This window comes from Variovorax sp. WS11, assembly GCF_010499245.1.
Taxonomy (GTDB): Bacteria; Pseudomonadota; Gammaproteobacteria; order Burkholderiales; family Burkholderiaceae_C; genus Variovorax.
Window position 1 is genome coordinate 551577 of the sequence record NZ_JAAGOW010000005.1, and the last position, 15609, is coordinate 567185.

A 15609-nucleotide genomic window follows, 5' to 3' on the forward strand; every position below is an offset into this window, starting at 1 on the left:
GCGAGCGATTTGCGATCATCGTCAGGATGCGCGGGCGGCAAGCTGCGGGGGGTCGAACGCGGTGACCGGCGGCGGCGACTCGCATTTCTCGACTTGCACCAGCACCGTCTGGACGACCGTGGATTGCGCCAGCTGCGAGGTGCCGCGATCCAGCGTGACGACATTCGGATTGCCGTGCTTCTCCAGGCTGCCGGGCCGGCCGCCTTCGGCAGGATCGAACCAGGCACCGGTCGAGATCTGTGCAACGCCGGGACGAAGATGGTCCGCGACGACCAGGCCGGCGAGGAAGGCTCCCCGCTCGTTGAAGACCCGCACGACGTCTCCTGGGACGAGCCCGCGCGAACGCGCGTCGTCGGGGTGCAGCGTCAAGGCCTCCCGCCCGGACACCTTGGTCCGGCGGCTGGCCGGCGCGTGGTCGTGCTGGCTGTGAAGCCGCGGCGTCGGCTGATTCGACAGCAGATGCAGGGGAAACCGGGATGCGGCCGGCGAGCCAAGCCACTCGGCGGGCGCGAGCCATGCCGGATGCGCGGGGCAGTCCGCGTAGCGGTAGTCGGCGATCGTGCTCGAGTAGATCTCTATCCTGCCCGAAGGGGTGGCCAGCCGGTGCGCAGCGGGGTCGCGCCGGAAGTCCCCGAGCAGAACCTTGGACTCGGACGGCGGCGGAAACTCGTAAGCGCCCTCTTCCCAGAACGCCTGGAAGTCCGGCGGTTCGAAGCCGAGGGCCTGGGCCTGCGTACGCGCCTGCTCGTACATGTGCGCGAGCCAGCCCATCTCGTCCCGTCCCTGCGTATAGACGTGGCCGAAGCCCAGGCGGCTCGCCAGGCCGGCCATGATGTCGAAGTCGTTGCGCGCCTGCCCCACGGGCTCGATCACCTGCTTCATCGCGATCCAGAAAGGCGTGTACTCCTGCGCGAGGATGTCGTTGCGCTCCATCGTGGTGGTGGCCGGCAGCACGATGTCCGCATGCCTGGCGGCCGGGTTCCACCACGGCTCGTGAACGATCACCGTGTCCAGCCGCTGCCAACCCTCGAGGAAGCGGTTGAGGTTGCCGTTGTGGTGGAAAGGATTGCCGCCGATCGAATACAGCAGCCGGGTCTCCGGGTACGTGATGGTCTTGCCGTCGTACTCGATCGTCGCGCCCGGGCGCAGCAGCATGTCGCCCACCCGACCGACCGGCACGTAGGTCTTCACGGGATTGGGGCCGAGCGGCAGGGTCGGCCTTGGAAGGCCGTCGTGGTGCGGCTTCGTGGTGCCGTTGACCGCGCCGAAGCCCAGGCTGAAGCCACGGCCGGGCAGCCCGATCTGTCCGAGCATGGCCGCGAGCGTGATGGTCATCCACACCGGTTGCTCGCCGTGGTCTGCGCGCTGGATCGACCAGCTGGTGGTGACGAGGGTGCGCGACGTCGCCATCGTGCGTGCCAGGCTTTCGATCACTTCCACCGGCACCTCGGTGATGCCGCCGGCCCAGCGCGCATCCTTGGGCTGGCCGTCCGAGCGGCCGCTGAGATAGGCCTCGAAGCGCTCGTAGCCTTCGCAATAGCGCGCGAGAAATTCGCGGTCGCACAGCCCTTCCTTCGCCAGGGTGTGCGCGATGCCCAGCATCAGGGCGACATCGGTGTTCGGCCGCAGCGCGATCCAGTCGGCCTTCACATCCGTGGAAAGATCCTGCCGCGACGGGCTGATGTTGACGAAGCGGATGCCTGCAGCGGCCGCGCGGCGGAACCAGTCCGGACTTTCGTGCGCGACGGCTCCGCCGGCATCGATCTGGGTGTTCTTGAGCGAAGCCCCGCCGAACATGACCACCAGCTCGGCGGACGCCACCACGTCGGCCCAGGGGACGACCATCTCGGTGATGTCCGAGCGGCCGAGGATGTAGGGCGCAATCTGCAGAGCCGCCCCAAAGCTGTGGTTGCCGCGCTTGTCGACGTAGCCGCCATGCAGGCCCAGGAAGCGCTTGAGGACGCTGGGGGAATGATGGAGCCGCCCGGCGCTCGCCCAGCCATAGGACCCGCCATAGATCGCCTCGTTGCCGTGCTCGTCCTTGACGCGCTGCAGTTCGTGCGCGATGAGGTCCAGGGCCTCGTCCCAGCCGATGGGGACGAAGGGTTCCCCGCCCCGCTTTCGCGTCCGCTCGCGCTGCAGGTAGCCGGCGCGCACGCAGGGCTGCACGATCCGCAGCGGGCTGCGCACGGTCTCGGGCAGGCTTGCCATGTAGCTCGGCGGGTGCGGGTCGGACTTGAACGGCGTGGTCCGCACCACCTGGCCGCGCGCATCGACCTCGACGTTGTAGACGCCCCAGTGGGAAGCCGTCTGGACCGTGCGATTCGTGCGTGGCGCGGCCATCTTCATTCCTTCGCCGCCGGCAGCAGGCAGTCGCGCAGGAGCGCTGCGCATTCGCCGGCCGCTTCCAGCGGCCAATGGACGGTGATCGTGGCGCCCTCGCGCATCAGCTCGATGCGGATGTGGTGCGCGCAGGCCGGGTCGCTGCGCCTGGAGAGCGAGGCAAGCAGGCGCGGCCACCAGCCCTTGGGCGCGGGCGACCTCTGAATGGCCTCGATCACCCTGGCGCGGTGCGACGGGCCCGGAATGGCTTGCGGCACGGCGCCGACGGCCGGGCTCGGTGCCCGCTCGGGCGCGATGGATGGCGGCGGCAGCTCGGCGGGCGGCGCGATCCGTTTCGACAGGTTCTGGCCGAACTCATCCCACATGCGGTCGGCCTTGGTCTTCATCACGCTCAGGCCGAAGCTGCCCAGGCGCCCCAGCACGTCCACCTTCACCTTCACGCGCAGCTCGGTGCCGCCGTCGGCCTGCTCGGCCAGGAACATCTCGCTCTGCTGGCGCAGCGAACTGGCCACCGAGGCGTCCTCGCCGGTGCCCTCGCAGCGCAGGTAGAGCGGTGCGCGCTGCTCCAGGATGGTCGTCCTGAGCCTGAACTTCGCGCTCACGAAGGCGATCTTCACCGCGATCAGGGCCTTGTACTCGGTGGGGCTCAGCACCTCGACCGACTGCATGCCGGGAATGCAGGCCCCCATCACTTCGGGGTCCAGCAGCAGTTCCCATACGCGCGCGGGCGGCGCGGCGATGGTCAGGATTTTTTCAATGTCCATGTAGTTTCTCCGCGGCGTCCAGGACGGACTCCACAATCTGGGTGTAGCCGGTGCAGCGGCAGAGGTTGCCGTTGAGGCCCTCGCGCACCTCGTGCTCCGTCGGCAGAGGGTTCTTCGCCAGCAGCGCGCACGACGCCATCAGGAAGCCCGGCGTGCAGTAGCCGCACTGCAGCCCCCCGCAACGCATGAAGGCATCCTGCAAGGGATGCAGGCGCTCGCCTTGCGCCAGGCCTTCCACGGTGGTGATCGCGCAGCCGTGCGCCTGCACGGCCAGCGACAGGCAGGACTTCACGACCTCGCCATCGACCAGCACCGAGCAGGCACCGCAGACGCCCGTCTCGCAGCCGCGCTTGGTGCCGGTCAGGTGCAGGTCATCGCGCAGGAAGTCGCTCAGCAGCCGGCGCGCGGGGACTTGCGCTTCGTGCTCTTCTCCGTTCACGGTCAAGTGGATGGTGTGTTTGCTCATGATTCTTCTCCAGCGAGGCCGAAGAGGCCGGCGATCGTCCGGCGGCAGGCCACCCGAACCATGTTGCGGCGGAATTCGGCGGACCCGCGCGTGTCCGAGATCGGCGCGATGTCGGCCGCGACGATGTCGGCGGCCTCTGCGGCCACCCCGTCCGTGACCATCCTGCCTCGCAGGAATTCCTCGGCGCGCGTGACGCGGCCCGGGATGGCCACGGAGGCGCCCACGACCAGGCGCGCCTCGCGGCACAGCGCGCCGTCGCGGCGCGTCATCAGCGACACGCTGGCGAGCGGCCGATGCTCCACCGCCGTGCGCAGGAAGCGCGTGTAGCGGCCGCCGGCGTCGGCCTGCGGCACCGGGACACGGATCTCCACCAGCAGTTCGTCCGGCTCCAGCGCGGTCACGTAGTAGTCCACCAGAAACTCCTCGACGGAAAGCATCCGCTGGCCGCGCGTGCTGGCCAGCACCAGTTGCGCGCCGTGCGCCATCAGGCAGCCCGGCGGGTCGGTGGCGGGGTCCGCATAGCAGAGGTTGCCGCCCAGCGTGCCCTGGTTACGCACCTGCGGATTGGCGACCTGCGCCGCCATGGCCGCGAGCACCGGGTAGTGCCGCTGGACGAGCTCGGAGCGCGCCAGTTCGGCGTGCTTCACCAGGGCGCCGATGCGCAGGCCCTCGCGCGGATCGAAGGCGATGCCGCGCAGCCCTTCGATCTGCAGGGCCGAAATCACGTGGGTCGGCGCCGCCATGCGCTGGCGCATCGCCAGCAGCAAGGCCGTGCCGCCGGCCATCACGCGGCACTCGTCGCCCAGGTCGGCCAGCATGCGGCTCGCCTCGGACAAGGAGCGCGGCTGCAGGAACTCGAACTCACGCATGGCGGGACTCCTCGCGCCGCCGCAAGGCCGCGAGCACCTTCTCGGGCGTGATCGGCAAGTCCAGGATGCGAACGCCGACCGCGTCGAACACGGCGTTGGCGACGGCTCCGGGACCCGGAAGGATCGCCGTTTCGCTGGCGCCCTTGGCACCGTAAGGGCCGTTGGGGTCGTTCGACTCCACGATGCCGCTGCGCAGCATGGGCAGCGCATCGGGCGAGGGCATGGTGTAGTCCGCGAAGTTACCGTTGACGATGCGGCCCGCATCCAGCTGCAACTGCTCGTACAGCGTCCAGCCGATGGCCTGGGCGGCCGCGCCGTTGCTCTGGCCGTGCACCGCCTGGGGGTTGAGGGCCTTGCCGCAGTCGTCGGACACGAAGCTGTCGACGAGCGTGACCTGGCCGGTCTCGGTGTCGACCTCGACCTCGACGGCCTGCGCCGCGAAGGAATAGGCCGGCGCGATGTTGCCCATGAGCGTGGTCTTGTCGAACATGTCGGTCCTGGCATCCCAGCTTCCGCTGACCTGGATGCCTTCGCCGCCGTGGCGCCAGAGGTGCGCGCGCGCCAGCTCGGCCAGCGTCAGGCTGCGCTGGGGCGCGTCGGCCACGCACACGGCGCCACCGGCGCATTTCAGTGCCTCGGCAGGCTGCTGCAGCATCGACGCGGCCTGGTCGAGCAGCTTGCCGCGCGCGGCGCGGGCCGCCACGATGGCCGCGTTGCCGGCCGCCATGGTGACGCGCGAGGCGAGCGAGCCGATGCACCAGGGCGAGCTGTCGGTGTCGGGTGCCACGACGTGGACGTGTTCGAGCGGGATGTCGAGCTCGTGCGCCACGACCTGCGACAACATGGTCATGGCCCCCTGGCCCATGTCCGCCTCGCTGCTGTGCAGGACGACGCGGCCGTCCTCGTTGATCTTCAGCATGACGGTGGAGCCGTCCCAGTCGCCGATGGTGCGGTTGCCGCTCACGTGCATGGCCGCGGCCAGGCCCAGGCCGCGCCGCTTCGCGCCACGGCCCGCGTTGCCGCTGCGCCTGGTGCTCCAGCCGATCGCGTCGGCACACTGCGCCAGGCACTCGAGCAGGCCGGTGCTGCCGATCTTCCAGCCGTGCACCGAGGTCGCGCCGCGCTCGATCGCGTTGCGGCGGTGGACGTCCAGCGGATCGAGGTCCAGCTGGTGGGCCATGGCGTCGATGTGGCTGTTGAGCGCGAACAGCATCTGCGTGCCGCCGAAGCCGCGGAAGGCGCCGTGCGGCGGCGTGTGCGTGTAGACCAGGGTGGCGTGCGAGCGCACATTGCCGTTGCGGTGCATGTTGTCGCTGCGCATCGCACTGACATGCATGACTTCCGCCGAGAGGCCGCTGTAGGCGCCGCAGTCGGCCACGATGCGCACGTCCTTGGCGACGATGCTTCCTTCCCGGTCCATGCCGAGCTTGAGCGTGATGCGCTCGGGCACGCTGGTGGCGCAGGCGAGGAAATCCTCCAGCCGGTTGTTCACCAGCCGCACCGGCTTGCCGGTGCGCAGCGCCAGCAGGCCGGCGATCAGGCTGTTGGCGTCCTCGATGATCTTGCCGCCGAAGCCGCCGCCGGTGGTCGCCTGGATGACGCGCACTTTGGAGACCGGCAGTTCGAGCACCGCGGCCAGGCGGGCGCGGACCAGGAAGGCGGATTGCGTCGAGGTCCACACCTGCAGCCGGCCGTCGGCATCGATCGCCGCCACGGAGGCCATCGGCTCCATGTAGCCGGGGTACTGCGAATGCGTGGTGTAGGTGGCCTCGTGAACCAGGTGGGCGTGCGCGAAGGCCGCATCGACATCGCCGCGCTCGAAGCGGATCTCGTGCGCGATGTTGTCGTCGCGACCGGGATGGACGAGGGGTGCCTGCGGCTCCAGCGCCTGCTCGGGCGTGAGGAACGCGGGCAGTTCCTCGTACTCGACCTCGATCAGGTCGAGCGCGTCGCGCGCGATCTCTTCGCTGGTCGCCGCAACGGCCGCGACCTCCTCGCCGGCGAATCGCACCACGTCGCGAGCCAGGGTGAGCCGCTCCTTGTGATGGACGCCCCAAGGCACCTGCGGTCCGTCGGCACCCGTCACTACCGCCTTCACGCCCGGGAGAGCGAGCGCCTGCGTGGCGTCGATGCGCACGATGCGGGCATGCGGGTGGGGGCTGCGCAGCACCTTCCCGTGCAGCATGCCGGCGATCTGGATGTCGCCTGCATACTGCGCTCGCCCCAGCACCTTGGAGCGGGCATTGACCTGGGGCACCGACGTGCCCAGCGTGGATGCATTCATGGCAGCCGTCTCAGTCGGCCGTGATGGCCAGCTCCTTGATCAGCTTTCCCATCACCTGGTATTCGGTGGCGTTCGTCTTGGCCAGCACGTCGGGCGCGCCGCCCACCGGCAGGGCGCCGAAGGTCGCGAGCTTGCTCACCACCTCGGGCGACTTGATGATCTCGTTCAGGTGGCCGTTGAGCAGCCGCACGACCTCCGGCGGCGTGCCCTTGGGCGCGAAGAAGCCGTTCCAGGCGCCGACCACGACGTCCTTGAAGCCCAGCTCGGTGAGCGTGGGCACCTCGGGTGCGAGCGGCGAGCGCGTGGCGTCGCCGATGGCGAGCGGGAGCAGCCGCTTCTGCTGGGTGTACTGGCTCACGACCCCGAGCGTCACCCAGGCCGTGTCCACGTGGCCGGCCACCACGTCGTTGACCGAGGGCGCGACGCCGCGGTAAGGCACGTGCGTGAACTTGACGCCGGCCGCGCGGTTGAGCCATTCGCCGACGATGTGCATCGGCGAGCCGGCGCCGGGGGTGGCATAGGTGAGCGACTTTCCGGAGCGGGCGAGCCCGACCAGCGCGGGGACCGACTTCGCGCCCACGCCCGGATGCGCCACCAGCACCAGCGGCTGAGTGGCGATCTGGATGACCGGTTCGAAGCCGTGGAGCACGTCGTAGCTCGACGAGGGCGACAGCCGCAGCACCATCGGCGCGGTCGTGAACGGGTTGGGCGTGAACAGCAGCGTGTAGCCATCGGGCGCGGCCCGGCCGACGAAGGAGTTGCCGAGCGTGCCGCCCGCACCGGGCTTGTTGTCCACGATCACCGCCTGGTTCAGGCGCTGCGACAGGCGCTCGGCCAGCATGCGTGCGATCGAGTCGGTGTCGCTGCCGGGCGGGTAGGACACGACGATGGAGATCGGCTTGGCCGGGTAGGCCGGCTGGGCCTGCGCCGGTACGAAGGCGAGGCCGCAGGCGAGCGCGAGGGCGCCAAGCGCCAGCTGTCGTCGGTGGGGATGCATGTTGTGGTCTCCTGGGCACGAGCCCTCGTGGAATGAATGGAAAGAAGAGCGCGAGTGAAATTCTGCGATTCGCCTCTCGAGGCGGCCAGATAGAATTTCACTCAGTGAACCAATCAAGCCGCGATTCCTTCCGCAGTGCAGGGCCCGCACCCGGCGTGAAGTCGATCACCGCGCTGCGCCGCGGACTCGATGTGTTGTGGTCCATCCAGCAGTCGTCCGCCGTCACCTTGGCGGACCTGCACCGCCAGACCTCACTCTCCAAGGCCACGCTGCTGCGGATCCTGAGAACCCTGCAGGAGGCCGGATGGATCGAGCGCAACGAAATCGAGAACCGCTATGTGCCGGCGGCCAGCGCCGGGGAGTCCGGGCTTGCCGTGGAATGGCGCGCGCGCCTGTCTGCGCTCGCGACGCAGCCGCGGGAGCAGTTGCAACGGCGCGTGCCCTGGCCGATCGACCTCGCCGTACTCGACGGGCTGGCGATGCTCATCCTCGACACCCACCGGCCGATGAACGGCCTCGCGGTGAACTACCGGGTGCTCGGTTTTCGTCCGCGGCTGCTGCTGTCGTCGCTTGGGCGCTGCTATCTCGCCTTCTGCCCCGATGCGGAGCGTCGCCGCCTGCTGGAGGCGCTTGCACGCTCACCGTACGAAGTCGACCGCGCCGCGTTGAAGTCCCATGGGGCCCGCGACTGGGCCGCGCGCTACCGCGCCCAGGGCTATGCCTCGCGCGACCCCAGCCCCACGAGCCTGGATTCGCCGGAGCGATTCGGCGCGATCTCGGTGCCCATCCAGGTCGACGACACGGTGGTGGGCTGCATCAGCTGCGCCTGGCTGCCGGCCGTGGCCACCGAGCAGGACGTCGTGACGCGCCATCTAGCCGATCTGAAGGCTGCCGCGCAGGCGATCCGCAACCGGCTGGTGGCCGCGAAGTTTCCGCCCGTGCCGCCGCGCTGAGCGACTAACGGCAATATCGCTAGTGGCGCGTCCTCGCTGGTGTGGCGGGGCTTCCCTGCCCCGCAGCGTCTTTCAGGCACGCCTTGACCCAGGCGCGAATGTTCGCCTGCGAGGCGAGCGGAAGGCCGAACATCATCCGATAGACGATGGGCGCGACGACGCGGTCCATGAGCGTCTCGACGTCGGGGACCGGCTCACCGCGCGCCTGGCCGCGCTCGACGACCGCGCCGAGCTGGCTCATCGCGAACTGCGCGCAGGGGCAGAGATCGCCCATGGCCTCCGCGCCCCTTGCGGAGACGACGTCGCGCACCATCGCGCGCCCGAGCTCGGACGACGTCTCGTCGCGGAACTGTTCGGCCCAGGCCAGCAGGTCGCCCTCCACCGTGCCGGTGTCGAGCGGATCGCTGTCGGGTCGCAGGCGCTCGACGGCGACGTCGGCGAGCAAGTCCGCCAGGTCGCCCCAGCGCCTGTAGATCGTCGAAGGCGTGACGCCTGCACGCGCCGCGATCAGAGGCACGGTGAGGGCGGCGCGACCCTGCTCGTCCAGCAGCTGACGCGTCGCCTTGTGGACGGCGCCCTGGACACGTGCACTGCGTCCGCCGGGGCGGGGAATGGGGGTTGAGCTCATGAGACCATTTTAAAGCAAAGGATTTGCGTTAAGCGCCCAAAGGCTTCACAATCCGCAAACGCAATTTTTTTGCGTTTATGCAGTTGAAGGAGTTCCCCATGCAGCCAGCCACGACCGCTCACTCAGCCCTTGCCGCAGGCTGGCCTCAAACGCGCCTGAGTCACGGCCGCGCGCTGTGGCTCAAGGCGTCGCTGCTGGTGAGCTTCCTGGCGGCGTCGACCGCCCCTTCGCCGCTGTATGCGCTCTACCGTGAAGCGTGGGGCTTCTCCGCGCTGACGCTGACGGTGGTCTTCTCGAGCTATGCGTTTGCCCTGCTCACGGCACTGCTGGTGTTCGGCAGCCTGTCCGACCACCGCGGCCGGCGCGAGGTCATCCTCGCAGCGCTGGTCCTGGAGTTCGCCGCGACGCTGCTGTTCTGGCGCGCGGACTCGGTGGCGTGGCTGTTGTCGGCGCGCGTCCTGCAGGGCATTGCCACCGGCATCGCGACCGGCGCGCTCAGCGCAGGCCTGCTGGACCTGCATCGCGAGCGCGGACCGCTCGTCAACGGGGTGGCGCCGATGATCGGCATGGCGGCAGGGGCCTTCGGAACCAGCGTGCTGGTGCAGTTCGGCCCCGCGCCGACACGCCTCGTGTTCGACCTGCTGATGCTCGTCTTTGCACTGCAGATGCTCGCCGTGCTGTATCTGCCGGAAACGGTGCAGCGCCGGCCCGGCGCATGGCGCTCGCTCAGGCCCCGGATCGCGATTCCACAGCGGGCCCGCGCGGTGCTGTGGCAGGTGCTGCCCGTCAACACGGCGCAATGGGCGCTCGGCGGCTTCTATCTCTCCCTCGGGCCGACCTTGGCGAAGATCGTCACCGGCAACGATGCGCCGATGGTGGGCGGCGTGCTGATCACGGCCATGGTCCTCAGCAGTGGCGTCGCGCTTCTGGCGGTGCGGCAGTGGCCACCGCGCAGGGCGCTCGCCACCGGTGCCGCCGCGCTGGCGCTGGGCCTGGCCGTCAGCCTTGCCGGCATCCTGCTGCACTCGACCGCTGCGTTCTTCATCGGCGCCGCGGTCGCGGGCCTGGGCTTCGGCTCAGCCTTCAGCGGATCGTTGCGCAGCCTGGCGTCGCTGGCCGAACCGCAGGAGCGGGCCTCGCTGATGGCCGGCTTCTATGTGCTGAGTTACCTGGCCTTCAGCGTGCCGGCGATCGCGGCGGGGCTGAGCACGGGGCTCATCGGACTGCCTGCCACGGCGCTGGGCCTGGGCACCGTCTTGACGCTCATGGCCTCGGCGGCCTTGCTGATGATGGGCAAGCGTCCGGCGAATCCCCGTCCTGAGCTTTGAGGGTTGGCGCAAGAGCCTCGAGGCCACGCACTTGAACTGCCCCCGGAAACTGGACAATGAATGCGGGAGTGAGGCGACAAGATCTCGACGAAACGAGACCGGCCGGTCCCCAGCTTCGCTTTGATCCGTTCCTCGTTGAATGATCGCCATCAGCGCAGCATGGGCGTTGGGTTGGCTATCCTTGATCCGCTCGATGCGGTCGCGCAGGACCATGCGCTTCTTGCTCTTGGGGTGCGTCTTAGGAATGCGCCGCGCGTCCAAGAGGCGCTCGACCGATTTTGGTGGTAGGCCGTGATGGGCTTGAACCATCGACCAACGGATTATGAGTCCGCCGCAGGCGCATCCGGCGCTTTAAGGAGCCTTGCTTCTGTCTCTATGAGCAGTTCCCCTGCACTTCGCCCGAGGGCCCTTGCGAGCTTCAAGATCATCGCAAGAGTCGGCATATGCTCGCCGCGCTCGATCTTTCCCATATGCGAGCGTTCGATGCCTGCACGATGAGCCAAGGCTTCTTGCGCTACTCCATCTTCAAGCCGTAGCGCGCGGACCACAGCGCCGAACGCAAGCGCTGGCGCGACTTCAAAGGTGGTCGCACCAGCCGGTCGCCCTCTCTGAGTAGTCCGCTTCTGCATGGACAGAAGCGTCGGGTTTTGAAATAATAAAAACCACGTTATCTTTAACTCAGGCTTTGGCCGTCTTGGGCAGGGTATATGTTCTTCCGAGCCCCTTCGATCAAGGAAGGTGAGTGACACATGGGCGATAAGCAACTTGCCTCGCCGCTCCCGACTGCCCGGCCGTTTCGTCTGCCGGCGTCAGTGCATCGCACGCGCTTGCCGCGAGAGTCTCCGCCGTCGCGCAGCAGTTCAGCAACCCGAATCGGAACCCAAGTACGTGCCTTGCGCATCGCCTCTGGCGCTTCCGGCGGCGAGCTGGCATCTTCTGCGGGCGTTTCGAGTTCGATGCTCTCCCGCATCGAGCGCGGTCTCGTGTCCCCTTCCGTCGAAACTTTGGATCGCATCGCCAATGGCCTGGGCGTGCCCGTCTCACGCTTCTTCAGCGACCAGTCCAGTCGCACCGACTTCTCGCACGTACCCGCAGGCCGGGGCATCTTGGTGGATCGGATCGGTGCCGTGGGCGGCTATCGCTACGAGCTGCTCGGCCATCAGCTCTCCGGCAATCTGTTCGTTGAGCCGTATCTGGTCACGCTACTTCCGGAGGCTGAGCCCTACGTCACCTTCCAGCACCCGGGCGTAAAGTTCCTGTATCTTCTCTCAGGCCGAGTCTCCTACCGCTACGGCGCGAGGGTGGTTAAGCTGGGGCCAGGGGACTCGCTGCAGTTCGATGCCACAGCCTTGCATGGCATCCAGGCTATCGAGGCTGGTCCGGTGACGTATCTGTCGATCGTATTCACGATGCGAGAGTAAGGCCCAATTGCGCGGGCCTGAGTCCGGCGCTCTCTCCGGGAGGGGCAGGCACCCGGGCGCGCGGCATCTATGGGGCGCACGACAGCGCACCCTCAGATGATCCTGGCGCAGAGTGTGCTTCCGGCAAGATCCTTTAGAGGGCCTTCAGCTGCCGCCAACCTTCGACGCTTGTCCCATCCGTTCCCGGAACTGTCGTGCGACCGGGCTGCTCTCCCAGACAACCGCCCTGTCTTCGTCGACGGCTTCGCGCCCGTAGACGATCCATGCATCGCAGATGGCGCCGATGGGCTCGATCAGCTCGAAGCGCTCGGGGTGTGCCGCCGCGAAGGACGAGAAGACAATGCCCGCTTCGTAGCGCCCTTCCGCCATGCGGGCCTGAACCGCGAGCACTGTGGGCTCGTGGACGACGGTCGACCAAGCGGAAAGGTCGGCATAACTCTGCGTGGCAGGCTGCACCGCCACCCTGCCGGTGCCCTCCCCGCTTCCCGTTGCCCGTACCAGCGCCATGGGACGGCTTGGAGAAATGAAGGCGTCAACCACCACCATGGCCGCGCGATAGGTGCCCGTGATCTCGGCGGCCGCGGGATGAACAGCGCATTGAAGTAGATAGTCCGCCTCGCCCGCGATCAGCGCACGCGCGCCGCTGTGGAAGTCGTCAAACAGAACGATACGAGTGGCTTCCGCGATGCCGCGCGCGTCGAGGTACTGCCGGAGAACGAAGTGGTGGTTGCTGCCCTCAAGGCCCAGCGTCGAGAAAGTGAGCATGTGCTTGGTTTAGTGGCAGGGCATGAGTAGCGGCAGTTCGTCCTCCTCGACGGCCGCCGCCGCGGAGCTCGCAGCGTTCGCGAGTTGCTGTCGACGCATCGACCGGCTCTCGTCCGAACTGAAGATGAGCGGCTTCATGCAAGCGTCGGGGGCGTGCCGATAATCTCATCCTCCAGGCGGCAGGTTTCTGCAATGATCAGCTCGTACAGCGCACGCAGAAACGTCGGGCTCATGCGGTGCTGGGCCGCAAACGCGGCCGCACGTGCCTGCACCACCCCGATGCGGTGGGGCTGCATCATTGGAATCGCATGATCGCGCTTGTGCAGGCCGATCCGGCAGCAGCAGTCGAGCCTCTGCCGCACAGTCTCGAGCAGCGTCCTGTCCAGGCCGTCGAGTTCGTCGCGCAGCGATTGCAGGATCTGTTGGGCTTCGTCGCTGCTGCCTGCGAGGGCGGTGCCCCCGCTCTGCGGGGCCGAGGTTGCGTCATTGGCCTTGTCTTGCTGGCGCCCGCTCGGGCGCGGCTGTTCCGAGTTCATGCTGTTTCTTCCTACTCGAGCTTGATGCCCTGGCTCTCGATGATCTGGGTGAGTGCCGCCGTGTCCGCCTTCATCCGGCGGACCAGCATCTCGCCCGATATGCCGGCTGCCTCGTAGCCATGCTGGAAGAGCTTCTGCCGAACCTCGGGCGAGCGGATGACTTCCGAAAGAACCTGGGTCAGGCGCTGGACGATGGGGGCGGGCAGACTGGCGGGGGCGGCCGCAGCGGTCCAGATCTCGAGCTCGAAATCCTTCAGCCCAGCTTCCTGCAGGCTTGGGTAGTCCGGTACGAGTGCGGATCGGCGCGCCGAGGTCACGCCGATCGCGCGCAACTTTCCGGCCTTGACCTGGACTTCGGCGAGGCCCGGCGGAAGGAGCGCCAGCTGCAACTGGGCGCCGACCAGGCCGGTGATGACCTGCGGATTGCCCTGGTAGGGCACGTGCACGGCGCCGATCCCGGTGCGGGCCTTGAGAAGCTCCATGCCGAGATGGCCGATCGTGCCGATGCCGGGCGTGCCATAGCTCCACCTGCCGCCGGCAGCGCGCGCGGCGTCGAGGAACCCGCGCGCGTCGGCCTTCGAGACCGCCGGCGTCGTGGCGAGCACCAGGGGGGCCGTGCAGATGATGCTGAGCGGCACGAGGTCCTTTTGCGGATCGTAGGGGGTGGCCGGATTGAGGATCTTGGCAATCGTCATGTTGCCGTTGATGAGGATGCCGACCGTGTGCCTGTCGGTGGACTTCGCGACGATGTCCGCCGCGATGTTGCCGCTGGCGCCCGGATGATTCTCGACGACCACCGGCTGGCCCAGCGCCCTCGCCATGGGGACCGCCAGGGCGCGTGCCACGAAGTCCGGCGATGAGCCGCCGCCAAAGCCGACGATGAGCCGCAGCGGCCGCGTCGGCCAGTTCAGATCCGCGATCCCGGTGCGCGAGGTGCCCGGTTCGCTGAGATCGATGTGTCGCGCACCGGGCGATTGCGCGGAGGCGACGCCGGCGCAGGCAAGCGCGCCAAAAAGACACAACAGGCGCGCGGCCGGGGATCGAAAAAGGAGGAAGGGCATGGCAGAGAAGTTGAGAAACGGAGCCCAAGTCTTTCTTCGACAACGCGCCGAATCAACTCCTGCTCGGTGCGCAAAATACCTCCTCACCGCGTCGGCGCGCACAGGCCTGATTTGCCAGCGAACGGGCAAGGCCATGGCTCGTCGCTGTTGCTTGCCATGCAAGATCGTCGTCGACCCTCGGCGGCGCGCTGCTGCGCTGCGAGCGCGTCGCACAGCACGCGCGCACGACGATTCCCCTTCGTCTTCGCGTCCGCTGCGGGCATCGCGGCGGTCAATGCCGTCGCTCGAGACGTTTTCTCTTTGGGATATCGGTCAGGCGCAGCTTCCACAGCCTTGTTATCCCGGCGGCAGCACGGAAAGAAAGCGCGGAATCGCGGAATCGCGAAGCTGCTTGCACTCCATGGGCGTTCCCGGGGCTCGGCCCCGCTCAACGAGGAGGCAGTCACCGGAACTTCCACCAAGGATGCGCAGGCGATGCAGGTTCTGGCGACAGCGTCGCGAACTGGCTGTTACGCTGGCGCCAGCGGCGCTCGACTCTAGCGCAGGCGCCAAGCCGAAAGCATTTCGGTCACCCCCGCGCGGCCTGGGCTCGCCAAGCGGTGGCCAGGCGCGCGAGCTCTTCGTCGTCGAGGTCGGCCAACTGCCCCGGCGTTGGCAGAGCCTTCCATTCGCTTTCCTGCCCGGCAAAAAACTGAACGATGACCGCGAACTCGCGGCCCGCCCGGGGGGCACCATCTGAGCGGCGGCACAGCAGGCCATCATGGTCGAGGTCGATCAGCCTGCGGCAGGCGCTGGAACGGCTTTCATCGACCGAACATCGATCCTTCTCGAGGAACGGACGGAGCGAACGGATGGTGTCGTCTGCGGCTGCGCCCGTGCGGTCTCTGCCGTCTTCTATCTCAGCTCAGGCGTGCCGAGATGAAGAGTGAACAGCGATTTGGACGACCGGGCAGGCGCCCCGTGGCCTTCCCCGGAGGCTCGGCATCGAAATGCGAGATCGTAGCGGGACGGGGCACTAATGGGCACTGCCACTGCAGCAGGCGCCGAGCCATCCGATGGGCCGCGCCCATGCGAAGACGGCCAGGAGAGTTGTTGCTGTGCCCGTCCGGCGCCACGGATTGAAGCTTGCACCCAGCGCACTGCATTGCCAACGGCAAGCGCTCGGGTTGCTGGCCGGCCCATGCTGTCTGCCTT

Annotated in this window: 14 protein-coding genes; 3 read left to right on the top strand and 11 right to left on the bottom strand. The window is 68.0% G+C overall.

Translation table 11 applies throughout. From position 1 onward, the window contains the following. Positions 1-21: 21 nt before the first annotated feature. Genes GXN78_RS37135 through GXN78_RS37160 form a run of 6 tightly spaced genes read right to left on the bottom strand, consistent with a single transcriptional unit; the run spans position 22 to position 7723 of the window. Complete coding sequence (locus tag GXN78_RS37135; RefSeq protein WP_106558849.1) at positions 22-2343, bottom strand: molybdopterin-dependent oxidoreductase; 2322 nt, start codon at positions 2341-2343, stop codon at positions 22-24. A gap of 2 nt (positions 2344-2345) precedes the next feature. After that, on the bottom strand, positions 2346-3107 hold the full coding sequence (locus GXN78_RS37140) for an SRPBCC family protein (RefSeq protein ID WP_106558812.1): 762 nt from the start codon (positions 3105-3107) through the stop codon (positions 2346-2348). Next, a complete protein-coding gene (locus tag GXN78_RS37145; RefSeq protein WP_106558813.1) occupies positions 3097-3573 on the bottom strand; it encodes a (2Fe-2S)-binding protein in 477 nt (158 codons plus the stop codon). The genes GXN78_RS37140 and GXN78_RS37145 overlap by 11 nt, the downstream gene beginning before the upstream one ends. After that, a complete protein-coding gene (locus GXN78_RS37150; RefSeq protein ID WP_106558814.1) occupies positions 3570-4442 on the bottom strand; it encodes a xanthine dehydrogenase family protein subunit M in 873 nt (290 codons plus the stop codon). Before GXN78_RS37150 ends, GXN78_RS37145 begins: the two co-directional genes overlap by 4 nt. Next, positions 4435-6726: a xanthine dehydrogenase family protein molybdopterin-binding subunit gene (locus tag GXN78_RS37155; protein ID WP_106558815.1), complete on the bottom strand. Its 2292-nt coding sequence runs from the start codon at positions 6724-6726 to the stop codon at positions 4435-4437. The genes GXN78_RS37150 and GXN78_RS37155 overlap by 8 nt, the downstream gene beginning before the upstream one ends. A 10-nt stretch (positions 6727-6736) precedes the next feature. Continuing rightward, positions 6737-7723 (bottom strand): tripartite tricarboxylate transporter substrate binding protein, encoded by a 987-nt coding sequence (locus tag GXN78_RS37160; RefSeq protein WP_106558816.1) that lies wholly within the window; start codon positions 7721-7723, stop codon positions 6737-6739. Positions 7724-7878: 155 nt separating this feature from the next. Between GXN78_RS37160 and GXN78_RS37165 the strand changes: the two genes are divergently transcribed. After that, positions 7879-8676 (top strand): helix-turn-helix domain-containing protein, encoded by a 798-nt coding sequence (locus GXN78_RS37165; RefSeq protein ID WP_239143131.1) that lies wholly within the window; start codon positions 7879-7881, stop codon positions 8674-8676. A 19-nt stretch (positions 8677-8695) separates the two neighbouring features. On the opposite strand, the gene GXN78_RS37170 is transcribed toward GXN78_RS37165, so the two are convergent. Then, a complete protein-coding gene (locus GXN78_RS37170) occupies positions 8696-9304 on the bottom strand; it encodes a TetR/AcrR family transcriptional regulator (RefSeq protein ID WP_106558818.1) in 609 nt (202 codons plus the stop codon). A gap of 98 nt (positions 9305-9402) precedes the next feature. On the opposite strand from GXN78_RS37170, the gene GXN78_RS37175 reads away from it, so the two are divergent. Then, positions 9403-10632, top strand: a complete 1230-nt coding sequence (locus GXN78_RS37175) for an MFS transporter (protein WP_106558819.1) — start codon at positions 9403-9405, stop codon at positions 10630-10632. Between the two features lie 320 nt (positions 10633-10952). On the opposite strand, the gene GXN78_RS37180 is transcribed toward GXN78_RS37175, so the two are convergent. Then, on the bottom strand, positions 10953-11261 hold the full coding sequence (locus tag GXN78_RS37180; RefSeq protein ID WP_106558850.1) for a helix-turn-helix transcriptional regulator: 309 nt from the start codon (positions 11259-11261) through the stop codon (positions 10953-10955). Between the two features lie 270 nt (positions 11262-11531). Here GXN78_RS37180 and GXN78_RS37185 point away from each other — a divergent pair, with 270 nt between their 5' ends. Continuing rightward, positions 11532-12053, top strand: coding sequence for an XRE family transcriptional regulator (locus GXN78_RS37185; RefSeq protein ID WP_239143146.1), 522 nt, complete (start codon positions 11532-11534; stop codon positions 12051-12053). 144 nt (positions 12054-12197) lie between these two features. Here GXN78_RS37185 and GXN78_RS37190 read toward each other — a convergent pair whose 3' ends face one another. The 3 genes from GXN78_RS37190 to GXN78_RS37200 form a co-directional block, all read right to left on the bottom strand. After that, positions 12198-12818, bottom strand: coding sequence for a hypothetical protein (locus GXN78_RS37190; protein ID WP_106558821.1), 621 nt, complete (start codon positions 12816-12818; stop codon positions 12198-12200). A gap of 134 nt (positions 12819-12952) precedes the next feature. After that, positions 12953-13354, bottom strand: coding sequence for a chorismate mutase family protein (locus tag GXN78_RS37195; protein WP_106558822.1), 402 nt, complete (start codon positions 13352-13354; stop codon positions 12953-12955). Positions 13355-13365: 11 nt separating this feature from the next. Continuing rightward, positions 13366-14517, bottom strand: coding sequence for a tripartite tricarboxylate transporter substrate binding protein (locus GXN78_RS37200; protein WP_239143132.1), 1152 nt, complete (start codon positions 14515-14517; stop codon positions 13366-13368). Positions 14518-15609 lie beyond the last annotated feature (1092 nt).